The organism is Paenibacillus sp. FSL H7-0331 (assembly GCF_001956045.1).
This window is the reverse complement of record NZ_MRTH01000034.1, coordinates 69,481-92,467: the sequence shown is the minus strand read 5'-3', so window position 1 is coordinate 92,467 and position 22,987 is coordinate 69,481. Positions and strand designations below refer to the sequence as shown.

The window sequence follows — 22,987 nt, the reverse complement described above, 5'->3', positions numbered from 1 at the left end:
GTTGTGTAGGCGGTCTTATTGCCCGCCTCATCCTTCACGATTACGTTGAAGTAATAGGTTGTGCTTTCCGTTAGGCCCGCCACATTATACGTGCCGATATTCGCCGTATAGCTGCCTACTGCCGTCCCATTGGCTTCCATATTCGCCACTGTGTTGAGGTTGTTGCTGCTGGAACGGTATAGTTGATACTGCAGCGCGCTTGCCGCACTTACCGCATCCGTGGCCTTCGTCCAGTTCAGCATTACTCCTATCCCGGTGAGGCCTGACGTGCTTATTGTCCCAACGGACACAACCGGTGACGTGATGTCTGGCGTCACAACCTGCTTCATTGTATAGGCCGTCTTATTGCCCCCCTCATCCTTCACAATGACATTAAAGTAATAGCTTGCGCCTTCCGCTAGTCCCGCCACACTATACGTGCCGACATCCGCCGTATAGCTGCCAAGTGCCGTGCCATTCGTTTCGATATTAGTGACCGTGTTGAGGTTATTGCTGCTGGAGCGATATACTTGATACTGCAGCGCGCTTGGCGCACTCACCGCATCCGTGGCCTTTGTCCAGCTCAGCGTAACGCCAGTTGCCGTGATACCTGAAGCACTAAGAGTACCGTCAGACACCGTCGGTGGCATGACGTCCGCTCCGACCACATTGGCAATCGTAATATTATCAAAGTTTAAATTCGAGGGTGCCAAGTTATTTGCAAATTTCCACGTTATCGTAATAGAGGCAACATTGTCGTAACTATAAGGTGACCCTCCAAGCAAGCTGCTCAATTGAGCGGTATTACTTGTAAGGATGACACTCCCTGAGTTGGAGAGAGTAGCAATTGTAGCGCCCACCGTATCTTTTAAGACTACAGAAAGAGAGGTAAGATTCTGACCTGATGCTTCATAAGAACTAATACCCAAATCCTTAAAGGTAAATGTCCTGCACGTTGCCGTGCCTTCAGCCTTGATAACAAGGGTTCCAGCTGTGTTAGCAGTTTGCTGATTCTCAGACCATAATTGCGAACCTGCAATAGCAAAACCATTGCTCACAACGAACTTATCAGCAAAGATTGCATAACCGGCGCCTCCACTATTGTTCACCTTCAATGGACCGCTGAAATCATAGGTTCCGCTGGCTGTACCACTGGATGCTGCAAATACATTTGAAGGATTTACAACAAATACAGTTACAAAAAAGAACAAAATGAATAACAACAGGCTGAATTTCTTAAAATATTTTCGCATAATGCCTCTAACCTCCAAAACCTAATTTTGAACCCATAACGAAATCTATGTAATTCTAAATCGTAACTTCAAATATATATATATCTGTCATCTGATGTTAGATTTATGGTGAGAATTCATTATTTCATCCGAGATGGAAGAATGTCTGTATGGTATCTGATTGCTGTTGATCTATGCTTTCCTAACGTGATTCTTTATCCTATCCTCGCTTAGTACGGGGATGGTGACACTTCGATTTCTTCTGGAGACTTCAACTCGTGGACAGAATAATAACTTTCATAATGTAAGTCTACAACAACCAAATAAAAGAATAATGAAAGATTCGGCCATTTCATAGAAAAAAACGCATTACACCGCTGCTTTATCGAATTATTCCCTACGAAAAATTTATCCGTTTATTTGTGATACGTTTTTCTGCATTGATCTATACTCCCTCTATAGTGAAACGCTTTTCTCTTAAAAGCTCACTGAAAAATGAATAGAAAAATACTTATGGAATTCGTAAATATTGCCGTCACATCTGGTCTGCCATGATCCTGTAGGTCTGTATTAAATCTACCCGATATTACTACAAAGATGACTAAGCGATCATAGTAGCCAGTACGTTGAGTTAGATGACAAAAATTACTAAATATGATAAAAAATCCAATTTATTGTCAGTGGTAATGACAACAAATTGGATCTCATCCATTCAAATTATTTCAACAGCTTAATCTCATTGTAAGCCAGCAACAGCGGTGCAACCCCGTGTCCATTGTTCTCCACAACCTGCTCACCGGTAATATAGTACGCATAGCTGCCGTCGCGCACAATGCCCGTGTCCGGATTTCTGCCAAGTCCTGCGCTTTTACAAATACCACCCAGTCGAATTTCTCCGTCTACCTCATGAATGTATTCCTTTACGGTACCATCAAAAGCTTTTTTACCGTGCACTGCATATTCCTTGGGTAGATATCCAAGCCGCACCCCTTTTAAGATGGCATAAGCCAGCATCAACGTTCCACTCGACTCCAGGTAATTGCCTGCACTGTCCTCATGATCTACGACCTGGAACCACATGCCACTTTCATGCTGATGAGGCAGCATGTCATTGATCGTTTCCAGCAGCATGGCCTTTAATGGCTCCGAATCGGCAGGCTCGTTCTCAAGCAGCTCCAGCACATCGACCAGTGCCATGACCAGCCAGCCCACAGCACGCCCCCATACATGGGGAGACTGCCCCGTAACAGGGTCGCACCAGAAAATTTCACGGCTCTCATCATAAGCATGCGCGTATAGCTTTTTACTGTCATCATATATAAATTGGCGCGCATTCGCGAATTGGCGCAGAGTATCGGAATAATCCTTGGTTTCGCCGAACTCCTTCACATACTGCACATAAAACGGCTGCCCCATAAATAAACCGTCAAGCCAAACCTGATTCGGATAATTCTCCTTGTGCCAGAAGCTTCCCGATTTCGTACGCGGATACGAATCCAGCTGCCTATAAATCAGGTCCAGCACGTCTTTGTATCTCTTATCCTTCTCCTGTTTATAAAGCGCGAACAGGTTAGAGGCCATTCGGATCTGGTCTATGCTGTAATAATTCACATCAATGAATTCAATAATACCCGCTTCATTAAATTGACGATCGATAAAGCTTTTGGCAAAATCGTACTCGGCTTGGTCTCCTGTCTGCTCGTAGCTGTCCTGATAAGCCTTCAGAATGCAGCTTTCAATATAATGCCAGCGCAGCGAATACCACTTCACTTCTGTTCGATACTGCTCCTTAAGTAAATCAATTTGTGCATAAGTCATTGTCAACTACCTCCTAAATTCATGAAAATGCGCGTTCCCCCAAGATTGCCCAAGGCTCTTGGTGAACACGCACTGCTTGCCGTATGCTCTTAAATCTCAACCATCGCTTTTATGACACCGTTCGCCGGATCCAACCATCCTTCAAATTCCGCGATCATGCTATCAAAGCTTGTTTTATTTGTAATATAAGCATTCATATCCATCTTGCCACTGCTTAGGGCTTCAATGACAACCTCAAAATCCGCCTTGATGGCATTGCGGCTGCCCATTAGGGTCAGCTCTTTTTTATGAAACTCCGGATCGTTGAAAGTGATATCCGCACTGACCAAGCCGACATATACCAGCTTGCCGCCATGGGCTGCCCATTGAAAAGCACCAGTCATCGAATGCCGGTTGCCCGTGGCATCCCACACAATCGTCGGATAGTCACCATCTGTGATAGCCTCCAGCTGCTCCTTCGGATTATCGGATGCGTTCACGATATAGTCGACACCGATCCATTCGCGACAAAACTGCAGACGCTGATCGTTCATATCCATCGCAATGACAACGGCACCGCGCTGCTTGGCAAAGGCCATAACCCCGAGTCCGATCGGACCCGCTCCAATGACAAGCACCTTCTCTCCCGACTGTGGATCGGCACGTCGTACAGCGTGGGCGCCGATGCTCAGTGGCTCCAATACAGCTGCCTGATCCAGCGTAAGCTGATTGACTGTGATCAGGTGATCAGTAGGTACAGCAATAAATTCTCTCATACCGCCATCTGTATGAACGCCCAGCACACGCATCTTCGTGCAGCAGTTCGTCTTGCCATTCATGCAAGCAATACATTCGCCGCATTCCAGATAAGGAATGAATGCAACTTGATCACCGACGGAAATCCCCTTTGCTTCGCCTTCAATCTGCTCAACAATGCCTGACAGCTCATGACCCAGTATGCGGGGATAGCTGAAGAAAGGCTGATTGCCTTTATAAGCATGAAGATCCGTTCCACAAATACCGATCCTTTTAATGCGGACAAGCGACTCGCCGGGCTGCGGCACGGGAATTTCCGCTTCAGTCATTATGAATTCATTGATTTGTTGACAAACAATGCTTCTCATTCAGCCTGTCTCCCCTGCTTAATTTCTCTTATTTACCGACAGTTTCCTGCCATTTTTTCTTCAGCTCATCGAAGCCCTGCTCTGGAGTGATCTTGCCAAATCCGATTTGCTGAGAGATCTTGTTGTATTCGCCAGCAAAGCTGCCATAGCCTTTGGGTCTGCTGTTAAATTCATTTGCAATAGGAGCCGTCTTTTGGATCAGATCAATCTGCTGCTTCTCCACATCCGTATATGTAGAAGTGAGAGCCTCCGAAACTTTTTTAGAAACCTGCGGTCCACGTGACAATCCTAAGATTTTGCCCGCTTCTACATCATTCACTAACCAGTCGATGAATTTCTTTGCTTCCTCCGGATATTTGGATTCCTTGGATACTGCAAAAAATTGGGCAGGCAGCAGGAAGGAGCCTGATTTCACAGCTTTAGGTGTAACCATTAATCCGAATTGGCCTGGCTTCACACCATCAATAGCACCGATGCTTGCCGCATATCCACGCTGGATCATGATGGTACCATTCAATAAATTGTCTAGCTTCGGATCATTTTCCTTATTCGCTACCGTTACATCAATCGGAGGTACGATACCATCCTTGCGCAGCTCCGCAAATAGCTGATTGAATTTCACGAAGGTGTCTTTATCGATATTGAATTTACCATCTGGAGTGTGCAGAAGGCCTTTGCCTTGGGCCAGCTGGTAAATCTCATATTTGTCCGTTTCATTCCCGGCGATGGAAACCGATAAATCCTGAAGCAAATACTTTCCTTTGTCCAGCTTCGGTTTCACCTCGCGCGCCAGCTTGATCAGCTCATCCCATGTGAAGCCTTGATCGGGAACCTGAATACCCAGCTTCTCTAACATCACCTTATCGTAATGCAAAGCTATGGCGTTGGCACCGATCGGAATCGCGTACTGCTTGCCATCCACATTGCCAGCTTTAATCAGGGAAGGATCAATATCGGATGCGCTGATACCGCTTCCAATGTCTAATAATTGACCGCGCTGCGCGTAATCCATCAAGTTATTCGTATCGATTTGCAAAATATCGGGCAAATTTCTGGCTGCGGAGAGCGTACCCATCTTGGTCCAATACGTATCGAATCCCATATACTCAGGCTCGAATTTCACTTCAGGATGCAGCTTGGTATAAGCATCCAGAGCTTTAAGCGTAGCATCATGTCTAACTTGCGAACCGGCCCATGTAATTCGCAATTTGACTTCCGATTTTTTATCCCCACCTTGGGCAGGCTGGGCTGTCGGACTGCCCGAACCGCACGCTGATATGGTTAAGCTTAAGCCAAGTACCGACAGCATAGCAGCCGTCTTTTTACGTCCAAATCCCACTGTAATCACCCTTTTCTTTGTTTTCACCTTTGACCCTTCATATTATAATTTAACGGCAGATTGAATCCTATAACACAAAGTTACAATTGTTTCTACAAAACAACAAAAACCGATTGTTATTTAATTAAATCCGTCGGATTATAGCCGGTATATTTTTTGAATTGCGTACTAAAATAGGAAATACTGTTATATCCAACCTTTTCAGCCACTTCATAAATGTATAAATTCCCTTCAAGCAGCATTCCTTTGGCCCGCTCCATACGAATTCGGGTGATGTAGTTATTGAAGGTCTCGTTCATTACATTTTTGAAAATTTGGCCCAAATAGTTTTTGGACACCTGAACCTTCTCCGCAATCATACCGAGTGTAATATCTTCCATGTAATGCTCATGGGTAAACTGGGTGATGAATTCAACAATTTTCTGATGGCGTACATTTTCATTCATATATGTGCTGTGAATGATGGTCCGCACCATCTCTTTGAGCCAGCGCTGCAGGCTGTCTGTAGTATGCTCCCCGCCTGGCTCCGGCACGGGCTCAAAAGCCGGATACATATTCTTCAGCTCGATTCCGATATCATACAGCGAATAGTTCATAATAATCCAAAGCTCACTCACAAACTGCTTCACATCCTGCTTATGAAACGGTTCGTCAGCCTTCAGCCCGGCTATATATTCAGCTATGAGCTGGTTGCCGTGCTCCTCTTGAACATTGCGAACGGCTTCAGCCAATTGATGGAAAAAGCGTACGGAGCTGATTTCCTGCCCCTGAATAGGCTTATCCTCTCCAAGCGTCTCGCCCTTAAGGCTGTGGCATGCCTGTTCGAACGATTCGCCCAGCTGTCCCCAGTCCTTCTGGAAGCTGCCGACCCCGGTTGCCATCGTCAGCTTTACATGATCCCGCAGAGCGAGCTCGATCTGACGGCTGCTCTGGCGGGTGATCGTTTGCAGCTGCTGCTCACTTTGTTCATTCGCATCCAGATGGATCAACAGCGCGTACAATCGGCTGTTCATTTCCATATATTCATACTCGACTTCGTAGTCATCGAGTATTTCCCGGACCACATTCTGGATCGCGAATCGCATCAGACTGCGGTCGAAAGCATACCAATTCTTCAATCCATCCGACATTTCCAGCTCCATGCAGAGTACGACATGCACCTGTTTTTCCCATTGCTCCACCTTGACTTGAACCAGCTCGGACCGGATGACCTGTTTGCCGGCATCGCCGATCAGCAGTGATTTCAGCCATTCCTTCATTACATAAGGCTCAAAATCCTGTAGCCTCTGCTCGTGCTCCTGAGCTTCCTGTTCCTTCAACCGTTCCTGCTCCAAATTCCCGATAACCCGCTCCAATACCTTTTTCAGGCTTTCAATCGAAATCGGCTTGCTCAAATAATCATCAACCGACAAGCGCAGCGCCTGCCTTGCATATTCAAAGTCGGAATATCCGCTCAAAATAATAAATTTTCCTTCGTACTGCTCACGACGCAGCGCTTCGAACATTTCCAACCCATTCATCACGGGCATGTCAATATCGCTGATCACAATATCGGGCTCTGCCTGCAGAATCAGCTTCAAACCCTCCTTGCCGTCAATAGCCTCGCCTACCCACTCTGCCTGCAGCTCCTTCCACGGAATTGCATATCGCATCCCCTCCAGTAAATTGGGGTCATCATCAATAATCGCAACCTTCCACATGACTTAGCCTCCCTCCCGGTTCTGGTCTATAGCTTCGTTTCCAGTTTTGGAATTTGAATGGTCACCCGGGTTCCCTCATGCTCCAGGGCGCTTAATTCAATACTGTAATCCGAATCAAAAAACTCATTCAGCCTCGCTCGTACATTACCAATACCGTAGCCGCCAGCCGTTTTTTTCCCAATCTGCTTCGTGTTATGAAGCCCCTTCCCATCATCGGTGATCGTGATTACAAGCTTCGTTTCCGTCGCGCTGACCTGGATATCCAGATTGCCGTGCTCCCTGCCGTGAAATCCATGCTTGATACTGTTTTCAGCGAAAGGCTGCAGGGTCATCTTAGGAATAAACAAGGGAAGCAGCTCCTCACTGACATTGATCTGGTAATTAATTTTCTTCTCTCCGAGGCGGATTTGTTGGATTTGCATATAATTTTTTACAAAGTCCAGCTCCTGCTCGACGGTTATCAAAGCTTCTCCGTCTGATAACCCGATCCGCAGCATCGCCCCCGTCATCTCCAGCACGACGCTCATCCGTGTATTTCCATCTTTAATAGCCATCCAATTTAGCTGGTCCAGTGTATTATATAGAAAATGCGGGTTCATCATCGCCTGCAGCGCTTTAACCTCGGTTTCCTTTTTGCGTTTATACTGCTCTTCGAGCGACTGGTAGAGCTCCTCAATCCGTGTCAGCAGCCGGTTGTAGCCCAGAAACAGCTGTCCGAACTCGTTGCGGTAATCTGGGGGCAGCTGACCCTTATTCATATCAGGGTATTGGTTCATGCTTCGGAGCAGCAGATAGATTGGCTTTGTAAACTGTCGGTTCAAATAGACACTAATCAGCATTACGGCAATAATGGATAGCAAACCGATCATTCCGAGCACCTTCAGCATAAACAGACTGTCCTCTGCAAGCAGCTCCCACGGCGTAATTTCCGCAACCACCCAGCCGGAACCAGCCATCTTGGAGGAAACGACCAGAGCTGTCGAGGATGAAAATACAAGCTTCTCGACACTCGTTATTTCCTGAGCCGTCAACGGTGGTGCGCTGCCGAGCATTTTCTTGTATTCATCGTCGGTCAGCACAATGGACGGATTACCGATCTGGACAATCTTGTGTCCGGTGGAATCAACCAAAAGCCGCTGTGATAGCAAATGATGATCTCCGAGCACCGCTTGCAGCGTGGTCGCTTTCATATGAATTAGCACGACTCCGGCAAAATCACCCGACAACGAAGTCAGCTTACGCGCAAAGCTAACGACCGACTTTTTACCATTTGGGGAATCGATCAAATGCTCGCCAACCCATAGAAAATCGTTTTTTTCCAATAACGGATACCAAGCTTCCTTGTCCAGCTCCTGAAGCGGAAGATAGGCCACTGGAGGCACGGGGGCTGGGGGCATATTCATATAAACATGGATGCTGTCAATCATCGGTGATGAGAAGGTAAGCCCGAGCAGCGCCGATGAAACCCGCTCCGTCAGAGCGTGCTGCTCATAAGCCTCGTTTTGATTGCCCAGTAGATTAATCACATCGGGATTTCTGGATACCGCTAAGGAAATGGACTCTATAAAGTCCAACTTCTCCTTAAGCCGCCCGTTTAATTCAACAAGCATTTTCTCCTGGTAACCCGAAGCTGTCTTCACGATAGCCTTAACCGAGTAGTGATAGCTGATCCAAAAAATCACGGTGAACAGGCAAAGGGCGAACACCGCAAAAGATCCGAAATATAGATAACGTATAGGAAGCTTTTTGAATAACGACTCCAAGCTCTTCGCCTCTATTCTATAAATTAGTGTCCGCCCAAAACGCAAAGTCCGAAAAATGCCGTAAACCGGCACATTTCGGACTGGGATGCAACTGAACTTGAACTTAGCCTTTTAAACCGGAAGTTGCCATACCTTCCACGATATATCTCTGAGCCAGGAAGAAGATCAACGTTCCCGGCATGATCGACAAGAATGACATAGCGAATAGTTGGCCCCATGGCGTGCTCGATTGAGCGTCGACAAATACTTTAAGCGCCAAGCCGACGGTGTACTTGTCTATGGATTGAATATAAATCATATGTCCCAAAAAGTCATCCCAATTCCACAAGAAGCAGAAAATAGACATCGTAATTAAGGCAGGGACAAGTAGTGGTAATATAATACGCCAGTAAATTCCGAACGGCGAGCATCCGTCGATCTTGGCAGCCTCATCCAGCTCGTGAGGAATACCGCGAATAAACTGTACGAGCATAAAAATAAAGAATGAGCCGCCCACGCCGCCAGCAAGCGAATGCGGTACGATAAAAGGCAGGTACGTATCTATCCAGCCGAATTTGCTGAACATCACATACTGCGGCACAATAGTAACCTGATTTGGAAGCATCAGAGTGACCAGTACGATGGAAAACCAAAAGCTTTTTAAAGGAAAATTCAATCGTGCGAACCCAAAAGCAACCAGGCTGCAGGAAAAGAGCGATGTGAACAGCACACTCAAGATCAACCGGAACGAATTCAGGTAGAAATGACCGAATGTGTAGCCTGTAATCGCGGTCCAGCCCTTCACGAAATTATCCAGGGTCGGATGCTGCGGCCAGAAGCCCGGTGAAGCCAGCTCCGCATTTGTTTTGAAAACAGCTCCCAGCCACCAAAATATTGGATAGAAGAGAATTAAACATAACACAATCAGGAACAGATGTGAAAGAATTCGACTGCGACCCCAAGTCATCCTATTTCCCTCCTTCAGTTTCGTAATGAACCCAGCGCTTGGATGAAAAGAAGATCAAAGCCGTCACTACGCCAATAATTAACAACAAAATCCAGGCTAAAGCAGAAGCATAGCCCATTTGGTAGCGGGTAAACGCCTTTTCGAATAAATAAAGTGCGTACATATATGTAGATTCCAATGGTCCACCGCGTGTAATAATAAAAGCCTGAGTGAACATTTGAAAAGCTCCAATCGTCTGGAGGACCAGATTAAACAAAATAATCGGGGACAACATCGGCAGTGTGACGGCGAAGAAGCTTCTAACCTTGCCTGCGCCATCCACAGCAGCCGCTTCATAAAGCTCATGAGGAATTTGCTTTAAGCCGGCCAGGAAAATAACCATTGAGGAACCGAACTGCCAAACCGCCAGAATGATCAGCGTCAACAGCGCCGTTTGGGGAATCCCGATCCAATTCATGCCTTCAATTCCAACTGTCAGCAGCAGCTGGTTGATCAAGCCATCACGACCAAATAAGTTACTCCACAGAATCGCAACCGCGACACTTGACCCGATCAAGGAAGGAAAATAAATGACCGTACGGTAAATGAACATGCCTTTGAGCTTCATATTGAGAACAACGGCAATGAGTAGAGCTCCTGCCAGCTTAATCGGTACGGCCAGCAGAACGAAAATAAATGTAGCTTTAATCGAGTTAATAAACGACGAGTCATCAAACAGGATTTTGTGATAGTTGTCCGTCCCGATCCATTTCTCAGCTTCCAGCAAGGAATAGTCGGTAAACGAAAAATAGAGGGATTGCAGCATGGGCCAAAACGTAAGTAAAAAAAATCCCAGCAACCATGGTGAAATAAACAGATACCCTTGTAAATAAGACTGCCATTGCTTTTGTTTGTTCGCTGCTGCAAATTTTGTCATGTGCTAATTCACCTCGCTTAATTTGGTCTTTTTCAGGTTTTCGAAATATACATTGTCCGGTAAAGCCATTTTTCCTACACCCTCTCTGTTGCCTTTCAGCTATCAAGTATAGGATTAATTATAAAGCATAAAGAAGCCATCCAGAGGCATGATCTTTTTAAGATAGTAACGAAACTTCTCAATAACTAACGTTTCCAGATAGCCATTTGAATTGAGCCCCATTCTATATACATATTGCCCGGTACACGTCCCTCTTTATCTCCGACCAACTTGGACTAAGAGAAATCCACCTGGATCTTTGCATGAATCCCGTACAACCTTACTTCCACTGTGCAACTTTATCGATCGGTAGTCGAACTGATCCTTGTCCAGCATTGGCTCCTTTGCCTATTGAGATCAACATAACAGTTATGAAACGATCAGCTTCTAGACCAAAAGCTTCGGCAATCCGGCCCTGGATTGTCTCGTATCCATGTGCACGGGCAGACAGCACCAGTTACATGGATACGAGACCACTGTCGATAAAAACAGATTCCTTCTTCGCTTCGAGATGACGGGGCGAGCGCAGCTTCCGTAAGAATTTCCTTTAGAAAACTTTCATTAAATTAAGGTATGTCAATTGGATCAAAGGTGCAAAATTAGTTTTCTTTCATATGATGAGATAAAACCTGCAATGAAAGGAATTCATACTCATGGAATATTTTGATATGCTGGCTAAATTAGGTATTGGCAATGCTCATCCAGGAGGGTTTGCAGCAACTTTAAAGCAACTTGAACAATATCCTCTACCAACTAATTCTCGAATCCTTGAAGTTGGTTGTGGCACAGGCAGAACATCTTGTTATGTAGCTGCTAAGGGTCATGATGTAATAGGTATAGATATTCGCCCAGATATGATCGCAAAAGCAAAAATACGGGCAGAAAAAGAGAATCTTTCCATTCAATTTATGGAAGGAGACGCAAGCTCACTTCCTTTTCCTAACGAATCATTTGATGTGATTCTTGTTGAATCTGTATCCATATTCACGGATACTGATAAGGCATTATCGGAATATTATAGGGTTTTGCGTTCTGGAGGCAAACTTTTTGACAGAGAAATGATGTTACGCAATCCAATGCCTATGGAAGTCAGCGAAGAAATTACAACCTTTTATCACATTGAGAAGCTATGGGACATTAATGTTTGGTCAACATTAGTAAAAACAATAGGATTTAATCGATCACAGATAGAGGGACCATTCTTGTTTCCTGAAACCAGTGAGGATCTTTTTGAGCACCCAGACCCATATCAACAAATTGATGTTAGTTCGTTTCTTGACATCCAAATTTGGGAAGTAACAAGTAAGTACAACGATATAATGGACAGATTTCGAGAATACATCGGATTTATTCTTATTATTGGAACTAAATAAATTAAAATAAAGAACAATAGCCTAGAAGAATTAGGCTATTGTTCTTTATTTATTCTCACTTTTCAATTAAATAAAGAAACCAACCGACAACACGATCACCAACAAAATGTAAAGAACCAAAATTTCTGCAGTGGAAGTTCTGTTTCCAATACCAACACAGCTCATCGATTATCCCTCCTTTTTGCTTACAATGTAATGATATGCATTGTCCGTCCAGAATGTATGGATTGTAACCTAAATAATATGGAGGAATCAAAATTATATGGCGAAAACCCCCGATCGGCATTTGCCAACCAAGGGTTTTCCTTGAACGCCTAGCTTGTTTATAGCGAAGTGATAGCTGCTTACTTCACATCAACATCAAAAGATGCTTGTTCGCCACTTGGTGCAATGACGTTGACTTTGAAGCTCGTCACATCGTCAGCCGCGCCTGTATATTGGATGAAGCCAGTGTTTTCATCCACGCTTACTGCATCTGGGTTGGCGCCGCTAATATCGGATACGTAGAAGCTAAGTTTAAGCAATTCGTTGCCGTTGTAGCCGACCCCTTTTGATCGTACAAGCATATTGTCGTTCGCTTGGCCTTCTTCATTCATCGTTCCCGGTGCGTTCTCGCCGACGATTTCGTCACCATATTGATCAAGTGCCGTCAGTTTCTCACCGAGCTTCGCGTCCCACAGATACAAGCCGGCTTGCAGATCGGCCATGGACACGGATTTGCCTGTTTTCTTCAGCTTCAAGCTGCTTACGGCTGGCGCTTCTTTCTTCGTACTTACTTTCAATGATGAAGTTTGCATATTTTTCTTGCCATCATAGAACATAACGGTCACGGCTGCTTGGCCTTCCTTGCCGCCTGCAATGTAGTGAGTGCTGTCTTTATCCTTCGATTTGCTTGCAACGTCCGCTACTTGCGGATCACTCGATGTCAGTGACACGATATTGGATGAGACTTTGACTTCGTCACCTTTGTCTTTGGTCGCACGAATTTTCACTTCTTTGGTGAATGGCTTGTACGTATCGTACATAGTGCTTGCCCCTTGCGCACCGGTTCCGACCGACATGAAGTCGTCCGCGGCCAGCATGGTGTTATCTATCGATTTATCCAGGTACGCTTCGTACGTCAGGTTCGTGTTCACATTCGAAGGATCGAGCACTTCCATCGTCGTGGACAAGTTGTTCACTTCAACATAAGAGTTGCCATTAATCGTCACCGTACCCGTGCTGTCCTGCTTGTACAGCGTCGCTTTGTACGTGTAGTTGGCCGCTTTCGCATCTGCTGCCGTGTAAAATTTGAACGATTTGTCGTAGATGGAGTCATTCGATGTGTCTGAGCTGTCAGCTGCCAAATGGAAATCCCGCGTAACCGCTTGTCCGATCTTCGTCGGCTGCAGCACATACTTACGAGCGGATGTCGCGTCGCTTTCGTCCACACGCTGCGCACTAGACAAGCTGGTTGCAGCCAGGCTGGCTTCATCTCCACCACTCGCCGTCAGCGAGTAACGCACAAGATATTGACCGTTCGCATCGTATTTCAGCTCACTGCCGTATTGGTCGTACAACTTTATTTTCATTTCATTGTCAGTGCCGGCAGTCATATATTTTGCCGGTGCTTGGGAAAACATAATTGTATCGGCTTTGCGCTCGTCATTCACATTCACCTTCAATTGCGTTTGAACCTGCGGGTTGTCCTTCAACTGCACCGTAATGATCGAGCTGCCTTTTGTGTTGACACCAGCGATTGCAATCTTGCCCTTATTGCTGCCGGAGTTCGAGATCGGCTGATCAGCAAGTGTTACGCCACCGCTGGAATATATCGTAAATTTATCACGATTGTCATAAATGTCCTGCGCCGATAGCGTGTTGCCTTGGTCGTCCTTTACGATCAGTGGCAAGTATAACTTGGCATCAAGGCTCTCATCGCCACTTGGCGCGTCACCTTTAGCCAGTGTGTAAGAGTATGTTCCAAATTGAACGGAGCTAGGTACGTTCGTCGCTATGATGGGAACGGTTTTTGTGACGGATTCGCCGGACCCATTCGCGAATACGGTCACGACTACGTCCTTCACTTTGTCGCTAATCGCACGCAGCTTCAGGTCAGCCGCATCATCACCCACAGCGTTGTCGACGAACGCACCGGATTCTCCCTCGTTACCTTTGTCCAAATCGGAGTCAGAGAAGGTAACGGTGACGCCCTTGTTCAACTCGTCCAACGCATCCACGCGCAGACCGTATTGATCGTAGACTTTCAGGTCAAGATAAGCGTAGCTGTTCGATTCGATGGAGCTTATTACACTACCGGACGTGCCAAGAAGGTCACCCAGCTCAACCTTGGACACGATACGCGCATCGCCAATGGTGAACACTTTGTTCGCTTGTGTGCCGCTGTCCTGGTGAATGACGGTCAGTGACAAGCGGTCATCGCGGTTCAGCGTAGACGGCAGGGTCAGGTAGAACGCCTGCTCGCCGCCAATTGGCGTTACTGATCCGAGGCTGGCATGCAGGTCAAATTCGCTAGCTGATACCGACGATTGCTTACCGTATTGGTTTGTTGCCTTGAAGTCAATACGCAGCTTCGCCGATGGGTTATTAGGCAAGGTATCAGATGTGGTCACCAGTTCGATCTTCGCTATTTTCTCTTTCACTGTTGTCGCCTTCGCCGTTTGGCCAGCTTCGTCGATACTGCTCAATCCGCCGAGTGTCGCGGTCCAGGAAGCATCATCAAATTTAGTATCAAAGGTTAGCATTGCGGTAGACTTATCCGCGCTCCAGGATGTCGTGTAGCCATCGGCTACCGGCAAGCCGTTTTTCGTCAGCGCAAAGGTAACGGCAGAGGTATCAGCGACTACGCCGTTAAGCCGAATGGACAGTACGTTCGCATCGGTAGCTTTCATCGAAGCAATCGCGTATTTACCACTAAATACCGATTTAATCTGATATTTCGATTCATAGGAAGCCATCGCGAGCAACTCGCGGCTTGCTGCTGTCGTACCGCCGAACGTGCCGTTGATGCTATTGCTCATCAATCCGCGGTCTAGCGCAAGTGCCACGTAGCCTTTCGCCCAATCGGAGACGGAAGCATCCTGTATGGCTGTTATATTCTGCGCATTTTCCTCAAGACCAAGACCGCGAAGCAGGAAAGCTGCCAGTTGTTCTTTTGTTACTTGCCCGGTTGGATCGTATTTGCCTTCAGCGACTCCGTCGGTAATGCCCGCTTTGACGATCGCTTCTATATAAGGCATTGCGTAGCCATTGGCCGGGTCACCGCCACTCACATCGGAGAAGCTTGAGGTCGTCAATGTCATATCGACCGGCAAGCCGAAGATGAGCGCAGCCACCTTCGCGAATTGAGCGCGGTTCATGTTTTCTTTCAAGCCAAATGTGCCTTCTGCAATACCGTCAAACACGCTAGTGGCGATCAATTCATCATATTTCTCTTTCGTTACGTTGTCCAGGTTCATGAGGTCCGTAAAATCTTTGGATGATTTTGCCTTTGTTGTCGTTGTCGCTGCTAATGCAGAGGAGGAGAACATCGAGAACGCTATGGCCAAAGAAAGAATCGTTGACAAAGTTTTTTTCATATGTTGAATGACCTCCTAGGTTTTTGGTCCCCTGTGTGAACTGGGTCGTCTTCGAAAAGTGTTTGTGTGGTTGAGTGTATGAGCCCGTTGCTTCCTGTCGTATAAAACCGCCAGTGCACGCAAAATAGCGATACACCAGTCGGTTTATCCAAAACACACAATATCATTCTTTCAGAACGAATCGTCTGCTTGCTAGGCGCTCATTCGCGCCGCCGTCTGTTGTGTCGCTTGCTACGAGACTTAGTATACTAGATTATCGTCGTCCGCGTCATTGCTAACTATTTGGCAAAACTCCCAACGATGCGAGCGGTCCGCATCTGTTCATGCAAAAAAATCTTCCATTGCCTTGTCATCGCTGGGATCGCACCGCACATCGGTTGGTGTATGAAATATGTATATCCCCTGTTCCATGTTCAGCATCAGAACCCGATAAAATCATGAATCCGATTACTTTTTTCTTTTTTCGTTGCTCAGAAAGAGAAAAGAAGGTACAATGGCAAGTAAGTTCTGTCTTTATATTGTTTTATATTTGGTTAAGCGCTTTTCTAGATTCATGATTCACCATGAAACAAACATAAACAAAAAGGAGCAACTGCCATGCAGGATACCATCCAACACGAATTAAAAAAAGTCATTAATCAGCTGTTACATTTAAAAAGACCCGACAACGAAAGCCATTTAAAGGAATTGGCTGCCGATGGTAAAGCCTTGGGGTACTTTCCCCGCGATTTTGGAATGGACGAATGGGACTGGCCGCAGGGCATCGGCTTGTACGGCTTAAATAAACTCACGAATCAAGAGGGCTTTGACGGGTATCAGGACTTCTTTGTGAAGTGGTCCAACGAACAGATCGAGCGTGGGCTGCCCCTCAAAAATGTTAATACAACAGCACCTTTACTTACCCTGATGGACCTGCCCAGCGTGGAGAAGCTTGCTTTGGAATGGATGCAATGGGTTGAAAATGAGTGTCCGCGGACGAAGGAGAATGGGATTCAGCATGTAACCTCCGGAAATACTTCGAAGTTCGAGCTAAACCTGCACGATCAAGAAATTTGGATCGACACTTTGTTTATGGTTGTGTTGTTCACCGCCAAAATGGGCAAAAAATATAATAATCCGGGTTGGATGAACGAGGCGACCTACCAATTTGCAACTCATATCAAACATATCTTTAATCCCGGGAATTCTTTGTTCTTCCATGGCTACGATTTCAATCATCAAAACAATTTCAGCGCAGCGCATTGGTGCCGGGGAAATAGTTGGTTTACATTGGCCGCCCCTGAGTTTTTGGAAATTATGCAGGAGTCCATAACGGAGGAGTCCCGTGACCTTATATTCGGCACGTATAAGGCCCAAGTAGATAAATTGGTTGAATTGCAGCATGCGAACGGACTTTGGCACACTCTGCTTGACGATAAGGACAGCTATACAGAGGTATCGGGCTCTGCTGCGATTACTGCAGGCATCCTCAAGGGGATCCGCCTTGGCTTATTGGATTCCAGCTACCTAGCAACATGCCGTAAAGCGATTGCCGCGGTGCTGGAGAACATCTCCGAAGACGGTACAGTGTTACACGTCTCAGGGGGAACTCCGGTCTGTCAGCATAAGGAAGACTATAAAAAGATCGTCTTCGCGCCGACTGCCTACGGACAAGCTTTAGTGATCGTGCTGTTGGCCGAAGCTCTGTATCATACTGAACTGTAAGAGTGAATTTTCAATAAAGCTTGAGTATTCAAGCTTTATTTTTTGTCTTCTGAAGAGTTTATGGTACAACGGCGTTGCCTTGAGCCTACCTCTGAATTCGATTTTTTTGAATATTATCGGTACCCAGAAGCATTCGCAGGTTTGCCTGCATCCTGCACTTACGAGATACCGCCAGCAGTCAGGCTGTGAGCTGTCAAGATCACAAAAACCATAACAGGTACGTTCCAATGTGCCAAATATTCAGCCCTCCACACATCGTTGACCAGGATGTCCAGTCTTCCCAGTTCATTCTCAATGCGAGAAATTAGAGCCTGAACCTTACGCACGCAAAAAAAGGAGCCCGCGGGCTCCCTTTTGGAAAATTAATGCATAGGACTCATCGCCGCACGGTTGACAACGACGCGGCGGATAGAGAACGCTATGGCCAGACCGATAATCGTCACGATCATCGCGAAAAAGAACACATTCTGCGAGCCGAATGTCATCGCATTCGCCATTTCGGTCAGCTCTTTCGGCGCGGGGGAGTTGTGCAAGTACTTTTCCATACCTTTTGTAAGGATGCTTATTGCTACCGCCGTGCCGATCGCACCTGCGACCTGCTGCAGCGTGTTCATGACCGCTGTGCCGTGCGGATACAACTCTGGTGGCAACTGGTTCAGGCCGTTGGTCTGCGCTGGCATCCAAACCATGGAAATACCGACCATTAGACCGATATGCAAGGCGACGATCAAGGTGATCGAAGAAGCCAAGGTAATACTGGAGAAAAACCACAACATAGCTGCGACGATGAAAAGTCCAGGAATGACGAGCCACTTTGGTCCATACTTGTCGAACAAGCGTCCCATTTGTGGTGACAGGATTCCGTTCAGCGCACTGCCGGGCAGCAACATGAGCCCAGCAGCGAACGCGGACAGTTTCATGCCATTCTGCAGATACATCGGCAGAATAATCATGGTAGACAAAATGATCATCATACATGACAATACCATAAGTAGCCCCACGATGAACATCGGGTACTTGAAAACACGCAAGTTCATCATCGGCTCGCGCATGAATATTTGCCGCAGCGCGAACAACGCGAGCGCGACTAACCCGATGACAATCGATGCGACCACAACTGTGCTGGTCCAGCCTTGCTCACCTTCACCTGCCTTACTGAAACCGAACACGACGCCACCAAAGCCGATCGTGGACAATACGATGGATAATAGATCGATGCGGGGCTTCGTAAGTTCTGTAACATTTTCCAAATACTTTAACCCTACCAACAGACCTATGACCAAAAACGGCAGTGAGAGCCAGAAGATGTAGTGCCATGTTAAATATTCGATCAGGATACCCGCCACAGTGGGGCCGGTCGCTGGAGCGAACATGATGACGAGACCGACAAAGCCCATGGCAGCCCCACGCTTCTCCGGCGGATAGACGATAAGGATCGTATTGAACATGAGCGGAATTAACAAGCCCATACCAACCGCTTGCAGAACGCGAGCTACCATTAACATTTCGAAATTGAAGGCTATCGCCGCAATCAACGTGCCTATGATTGAACTCGCGAGTGAGGCGATGAACAATTGTCTTGTTGTAAACCATTGCAGCAGCAGCCCCGTCATCGGCATCAAAATACCTAACGTCAGCAGGAACCCCGTCGTTAACCACTGAGCGGTCGCGGCTGAAATTTGGAACACGTCCATTAAATTACTGATCGCGATGTTGAGTGCCGTCTCGCTGAACATGCCGACGAAGCCACAGATGAGCAGCGACGCCATGATGGCTCGCGTATTGTATTGCTTCATTATCGATTCCACTTTCCTCTCCAGAAAAATCTCTAATTTGAAAGCGATTCTGTTCGCTCACTAACTGTTAGAATAATAGTAACAGTTACTCATGTCAATACCCGGAGCATATTTTAATTGTAAATAAAAGAAATTAGTCTTATTGTTCTGAAAAAATACCAAATGAATTATGAAATCAACCAACCGGATAAAATATTAACATTAAATCATTCCGCATGGCAAATCCATCCCGCAAAAAGTCCAGTAGAGTAAAAACGAGTTATTTTTATAAAGCCGGATTCTGCCAATAATTCTTCGATTTGTTTTTCAGGAAGTAATGAAAGCCTCGCAAGTGCGCTTCTCACCATCTCGTCAACTTCGGATGATTCGCGGCCGGCATGGATCCAGAAGCTTTTCCAAACATTTAATCTCGCTTGAAGTTCAGAACCGTCATGGTTTCCATACGCGCTTACGAGTACAAAAGGGGCTCCCGACTTTAGTTTAGCCTTAATGGATCCAAGCAGCTTCAACTTTTCTTGAACATCATCAATGAAGTGAAGAACCAAAATACAGCTTGCTGCGTCGAACTTTAAATATGTCTTAGGAAGGTCATCAGTCGTCCCTTGGATGAGACTGACGCGGCTTTCTAAGCCTAGTTCAACTACTTTATGTCTAGCAATCTTAAGCATCTCTTCCGAAGGATCGACTCCAGTAAATGTCCATCCTGGGTTAGATGGTCCCCAAGCAGAAAGTTCATTGCCACCGCCCGCGCCGATCAGGAGCAAGGATGCCGCATTTTCGCCCAATTGTACTCGATAATAAGATTGAATCATCGCGAATAACGAGTCATATGTGGGAATCGAGATTCGAGTATTTTTCTCGTATGCAGCCGCCATGTTTGAATTGAATGTAAGATCTTCAGTCATTGTTATGCCCCCCATCGTCTTAAATCAATCTTCCGCTTTTCAATGTTTTCATTACATATTAAAGATATAACAGACTAATGATATCCTTAATACTTCAAAAAAGAACGGATCTTTACTCCGTCATCATTAATTTGGCCAAATCGGCTATTTTCTTGTTCTCCAGAAACTGCTCCATCTGACGTTCGGCGTCAATAACAACCTGCTGGATCAGACATTCGCTTCCGTGACTCAGGCTGCATTCGAATAAAGAAGCGGTTCCTTCGATCGCATGGATGATATCGAGAAAAGAAATATCTTCCTGCTTCCGTCTGAGGCGGTATCCACCATTTGCGCCGGGCGCGGACTGAATCAATCCTGCCTTAACAAGCTTGGTCATCATCTTCGACAGATAGGTTTGCGAAACACCCAGCTTCTCAGCGAGCAATTGCACGCCAACAGGCTTATCGTGCGCCGCTGTTACCATATAAAGCATCGCATGAAGCGCATAATCGGTCGCCTGAGAATATTTCATTCAGCACCTCCATTAAAGACTTTACGAACCCATAATAACTCCAATATCTCTAAAAGGCAAGCATTTATTCCGAACATCGCTCATTGCCCCAGTATCCAATCAGCTTTGTCATTGCGTTATCCTGCACGTTCATAATAGGAGATCAACCAGAACTCGCTGGTTGATCCTTTTTTTGAAAATATCGTATAAATTAGTATGTTTCAGTGTCAACTTGATTCTAATGGAAGAGAATCGGCATCCAGAGACTGTTTGTTTTTCAACAAACGTTTCACAAAAAAAATGAAAAATATTAATGAAAACGCAACGGACACGGCACTGACCGCGAACAATATTTGGTAGCTTGTGTACTGTGAGACCCAGCCCAGGATGATCGCACCTAACCCGATGCCAAGATCATTAGCAGTCGCTATAGAGGCGTTGGCAACGCCTTTACGGTCCGAACGGGCCAGACGTATCGTTGCCGCTTGAAGAGCAGGCTGCGCGGAACCAAATCCGATGCCATATATAATCGCCGATACTAGCACGCCAATCAAACCGGTCGAGAGGCTCAAGACAATCAAAGCACAAATCGTAATCACAAGTGCCGGTACAATGACAAACATCTCTCCATATCGATCAGAAAGTTTTCCCGAAATGGGACGGCTGAGCGCAAGTGATGCAGCGAAGGCCAGAAAGAACGCGCCGGAATTGACATGGATGGAGTCAGCGAACAGCGGAACAAAGGTGGTAATGCCGCCGTAAGCGATAAACAGAAAAAAGACCGATGCGGCAACGGGCAAGACCGATTTTTCGAACAATTCGATTCTTCTTGCGCCAGTTTGCGGCCGGAAAGGCATTTTGGCACCAAGCGTCAGGAGCAGCGCTGCAGCAGAGAGTACGACAGCGAACACAAACAATGCGCTATACGATAGGTTCTGTGTAACCCAGATGCCGAACAACGGGCCGATTGCCATGGCTAGGGTCATGGACGTGCTAAACCAACCCATTCCCTCGCCTCGGCGGGTGGATGGGATCATATCCGTAATCGCCGTGATTGTGGCGGTTGTGGAAACGGCCCAACTCATCCCGTGCAAAATTCGGAGCCCCATCAGAACGACAATTCCCCCCACCCAGTTATACATATACATCGCCAAGGTGAAAAGAAGCAATCCCCAGACGATAAACGGACGCCTGCCGAACCGATCTAGCAGCCCGCCGACGAGTGGCCGGAAAATCACGGCGGACAACATAAACGCGCCCATCGCCAGACCAACCTGCGATTCGTTGCCTCCCATCTGTTTAATGAACAGCGGCAATGTCGGGTACAGCATATAAAATGCGTTAAATAGGAATAGATTTCCTATAGTCATTAGAATAAATGGTTTGGTCCATAGGCGTTCCACTATTCTTTCCTCCTCAAGATCAGGCATTATCGAAAACCAATTATTCGGTGAGATACCCCCTTCTCATTTGTTTTCGTTCAAATTAAAGACATCGAATTTATAATAGATCTTGATACATTAATGAACTTACGTCTATAATTATAAACAGATACAGAACATCTGCAATTGTTAAATGAGCGTGATTTGTAAAGTAATGAACAACTGCTTACTAATTGTTAATTATTTATGAAAGCTTGGTGACCGCCAATTGGCTAAAGTGGATCGACGAATACTCAAAACGCAGGTAGCGTTAAAAAAAGCTGTTATTGATCTGATGTCAGAAAAGAATTTTGATGACATTACGATACAGGATCTTTCCGACAGGGCGAATGTGAGCCGCGGGACCATCTATCTTCATTATTTAGATAAATTTGATCTGCTGGATAAACTCGTTGAAGAACATATAGACGTTTTGAGGGAAACGTGCAGAGAAGCATCTGAATTGAGTTTTACCGAATCGACTCTGATCTGGACCGAATACTTTGAACGTAATTATTCATTCTTTTCGATGATGTTAGCGAGTAAAGGCGCTCCTTATTTTCGTGGTCGGTTTCTTGACTTACTTATCGAAGAATTGGCCAACGAGGCCAATGTAACCAACGGAAAGAACAAGGGGTTAAATGAAGATCTTCTCGTTAGGTTTGCTGCATCTGCTTTCGTAGGGGTAGTAGAATGGTGGTTTACTAATGAAAAACCTGTCCCCCACCATGTCTTGGCAGAACAACTGGGGACATTGCTAGAGAGAAATCTGTAAGCGGTACGTAACCTTATTATGCAATAAAAGAAAAACACTCTGGTATCTTAATTGTCTTAAATGATTGCCTAATTCTCTCACTACCACTTACGTTACATACGTATATGGCT

The 22,987-nt window shown here is 46.1% G+C and carries 17 protein-coding genes and 1 pseudogene; 3 read left to right on the top strand and 15 right to left on the bottom strand.

The features are described from left to right. The 9 genes and pseudogenes from BK127_RS32405 to BK127_RS45095 form a co-directional block, all read right to left on the bottom strand. Positions 1 to 1,232, bottom strand: a 1,232-nt coding sequence (locus BK127_RS32405; RefSeq protein ID WP_144026632.1) for a fibronectin type III domain-containing protein, incomplete at its 3' end; no start/stop codon positions are given. A gap of 696 nt (positions 1,233 to 1,928) precedes the next feature. Beyond that, positions 1,929 to 3,029, bottom strand: coding sequence for a glycoside hydrolase family 88/105 protein (locus BK127_RS32400; protein WP_076236237.1), 1,101 nt, complete (start codon positions 3,027 to 3,029; stop codon positions 1,929 to 1,931). A gap of 89 nt (positions 3,030 to 3,118) precedes the next feature. Continuing rightward, positions 3,119 to 4,132 (bottom strand): zinc-binding alcohol dehydrogenase family protein, encoded by a 1,014-nt coding sequence (locus tag BK127_RS32395; RefSeq protein WP_076236236.1) that lies wholly within the window; start codon positions 4,130 to 4,132, stop codon positions 3,119 to 3,121. A 28-nt stretch (positions 4,133 to 4,160) separates the two neighbouring features. Beyond that, on the bottom strand, positions 4,161 to 5,498 hold the full coding sequence (locus BK127_RS32390; protein ID WP_083689770.1) for an ABC transporter substrate-binding protein: 1,338 nt from the start codon (positions 5,496 to 5,498) through the stop codon (positions 4,161 to 4,163). Between the two features lie 89 nt (positions 5,499 to 5,587). Further along, a complete protein-coding gene (locus BK127_RS32385) occupies positions 5,588 to 7,171 on the bottom strand; it encodes a response regulator transcription factor (protein WP_076236235.1) in 1,584 nt (527 codons plus the stop codon). A gap of 26 nt (positions 7,172 to 7,197) precedes the next feature. Beyond that, positions 7,198 to 8,934 carry a cache domain-containing sensor histidine kinase gene (locus tag BK127_RS32380; protein WP_076236234.1) on the bottom strand — a complete coding sequence of 579 codons (1,737 nt, stop codon included), beginning with the start codon at positions 8,932 to 8,934 and terminating at the stop codon, positions 7,198 to 7,200. Between the two features lie 103 nt (positions 8,935 to 9,037). Further along, on the bottom strand, positions 9,038 to 9,880 hold the full coding sequence (locus BK127_RS32375; RefSeq protein ID WP_076236233.1) for a carbohydrate ABC transporter permease: 843 nt from the start codon (positions 9,878 to 9,880) through the stop codon (positions 9,038 to 9,040). A gap of 1 nt (position 9,881) precedes the next feature. Continuing rightward, positions 9,882 to 10,796 carry a carbohydrate ABC transporter permease gene (locus BK127_RS32370; protein ID WP_076236232.1) on the bottom strand — a complete coding sequence of 305 codons (915 nt, stop codon included), beginning with the start codon at positions 10,794 to 10,796 and terminating at the stop codon, positions 9,882 to 9,884. A 319-nt stretch (positions 10,797 to 11,115) separates the two neighbouring features. After that, a pseudogene (locus BK127_RS45095) lies at positions 11,116 to 11,343 on the bottom strand (nitroreductase family protein); the annotation flags it as partial. A 145-nt stretch (positions 11,344 to 11,488) separates the two neighbouring features. Between BK127_RS45095 and BK127_RS32365 the strand changes: the two are divergent. After that, complete coding sequence (locus BK127_RS32365) at positions 11,489 to 12,208, top strand: class I SAM-dependent methyltransferase (RefSeq protein ID WP_076236231.1); 720 nt, start codon at positions 11,489 to 11,491, stop codon at positions 12,206 to 12,208. A gap of 344 nt (positions 12,209 to 12,552) precedes the next feature. Here BK127_RS32365 and BK127_RS32360 read toward each other — a convergent pair whose 3' ends face one another. Next, complete coding sequence (locus tag BK127_RS32360) at positions 12,553 to 15,786, bottom strand: S-layer homology domain-containing protein (RefSeq protein ID WP_076236230.1); 3,234 nt, start codon at positions 15,784 to 15,786, stop codon at positions 12,553 to 12,555. Positions 15,787 to 16,383: 597 nt separating this feature from the next. Here BK127_RS32360 and BK127_RS32355 point away from each other — a divergent pair. Further along, on the top strand, positions 16,384 to 17,490 hold the full coding sequence (locus BK127_RS32355) for a glycoside hydrolase family 88/105 protein (RefSeq protein WP_076236229.1): 1,107 nt from the start codon (positions 16,384 to 16,386) through the stop codon (positions 17,488 to 17,490). A 158-nt stretch (positions 17,491 to 17,648) separates the two neighbouring features. Here the strand turns inward: BK127_RS32355 and BK127_RS44095 are convergent, their stop codons facing one another. From BK127_RS44095 to BK127_RS32335, 5 genes are all read right to left on the bottom strand, one after another. After that, positions 17,649 to 17,816 carry a hypothetical protein gene (locus tag BK127_RS44095; RefSeq protein WP_179097684.1) on the bottom strand — a complete coding sequence of 56 codons (168 nt, stop codon included), beginning with the start codon at positions 17,814 to 17,816 and terminating at the stop codon, positions 17,649 to 17,651. A 36-nt stretch (positions 17,817 to 17,852) separates the two neighbouring features. Beyond that, the gene (locus BK127_RS32350; RefSeq protein ID WP_372237393.1) at positions 17,853 to 19,316 is read right to left on the bottom strand and encodes a DHA2 family efflux MFS transporter permease subunit; all 1,464 of its coding nucleotides are present in this window, start codon (positions 19,314 to 19,316) and stop codon (positions 17,853 to 17,855) included. 176 nt (positions 19,317 to 19,492) lie between these two features. Then, positions 19,493 to 20,191 carry a class I SAM-dependent methyltransferase gene (locus BK127_RS32345; protein WP_076236227.1) on the bottom strand — a complete coding sequence of 233 codons (699 nt, stop codon included), beginning with the start codon at positions 20,189 to 20,191 and terminating at the stop codon, positions 19,493 to 19,495. Between the two features lie 112 nt (positions 20,192 to 20,303). Beyond that, a complete protein-coding gene (locus BK127_RS32340; protein WP_076236226.1) occupies positions 20,304 to 20,702 on the bottom strand; it encodes an RrF2 family transcriptional regulator in 399 nt (132 codons plus the stop codon). A 206-nt stretch (positions 20,703 to 20,908) separates the two neighbouring features. Beyond that, on the bottom strand, positions 20,909 to 22,084 hold the full coding sequence (locus tag BK127_RS32335; RefSeq protein ID WP_076236225.1) for an MFS transporter: 1,176 nt from the start codon (positions 22,082 to 22,084) through the stop codon (positions 20,909 to 20,911). A gap of 247 nt (positions 22,085 to 22,331) precedes the next feature. Between BK127_RS32335 and BK127_RS32330 the strand changes: the two genes are divergently transcribed. Then, complete coding sequence (locus BK127_RS32330) at positions 22,332 to 22,877, top strand: TetR/AcrR family transcriptional regulator (protein WP_076236224.1); 546 nt, start codon at positions 22,332 to 22,334, stop codon at positions 22,875 to 22,877. The last annotated feature ends 110 nt before the right edge of the window (positions 22,878 to 22,987 follow it).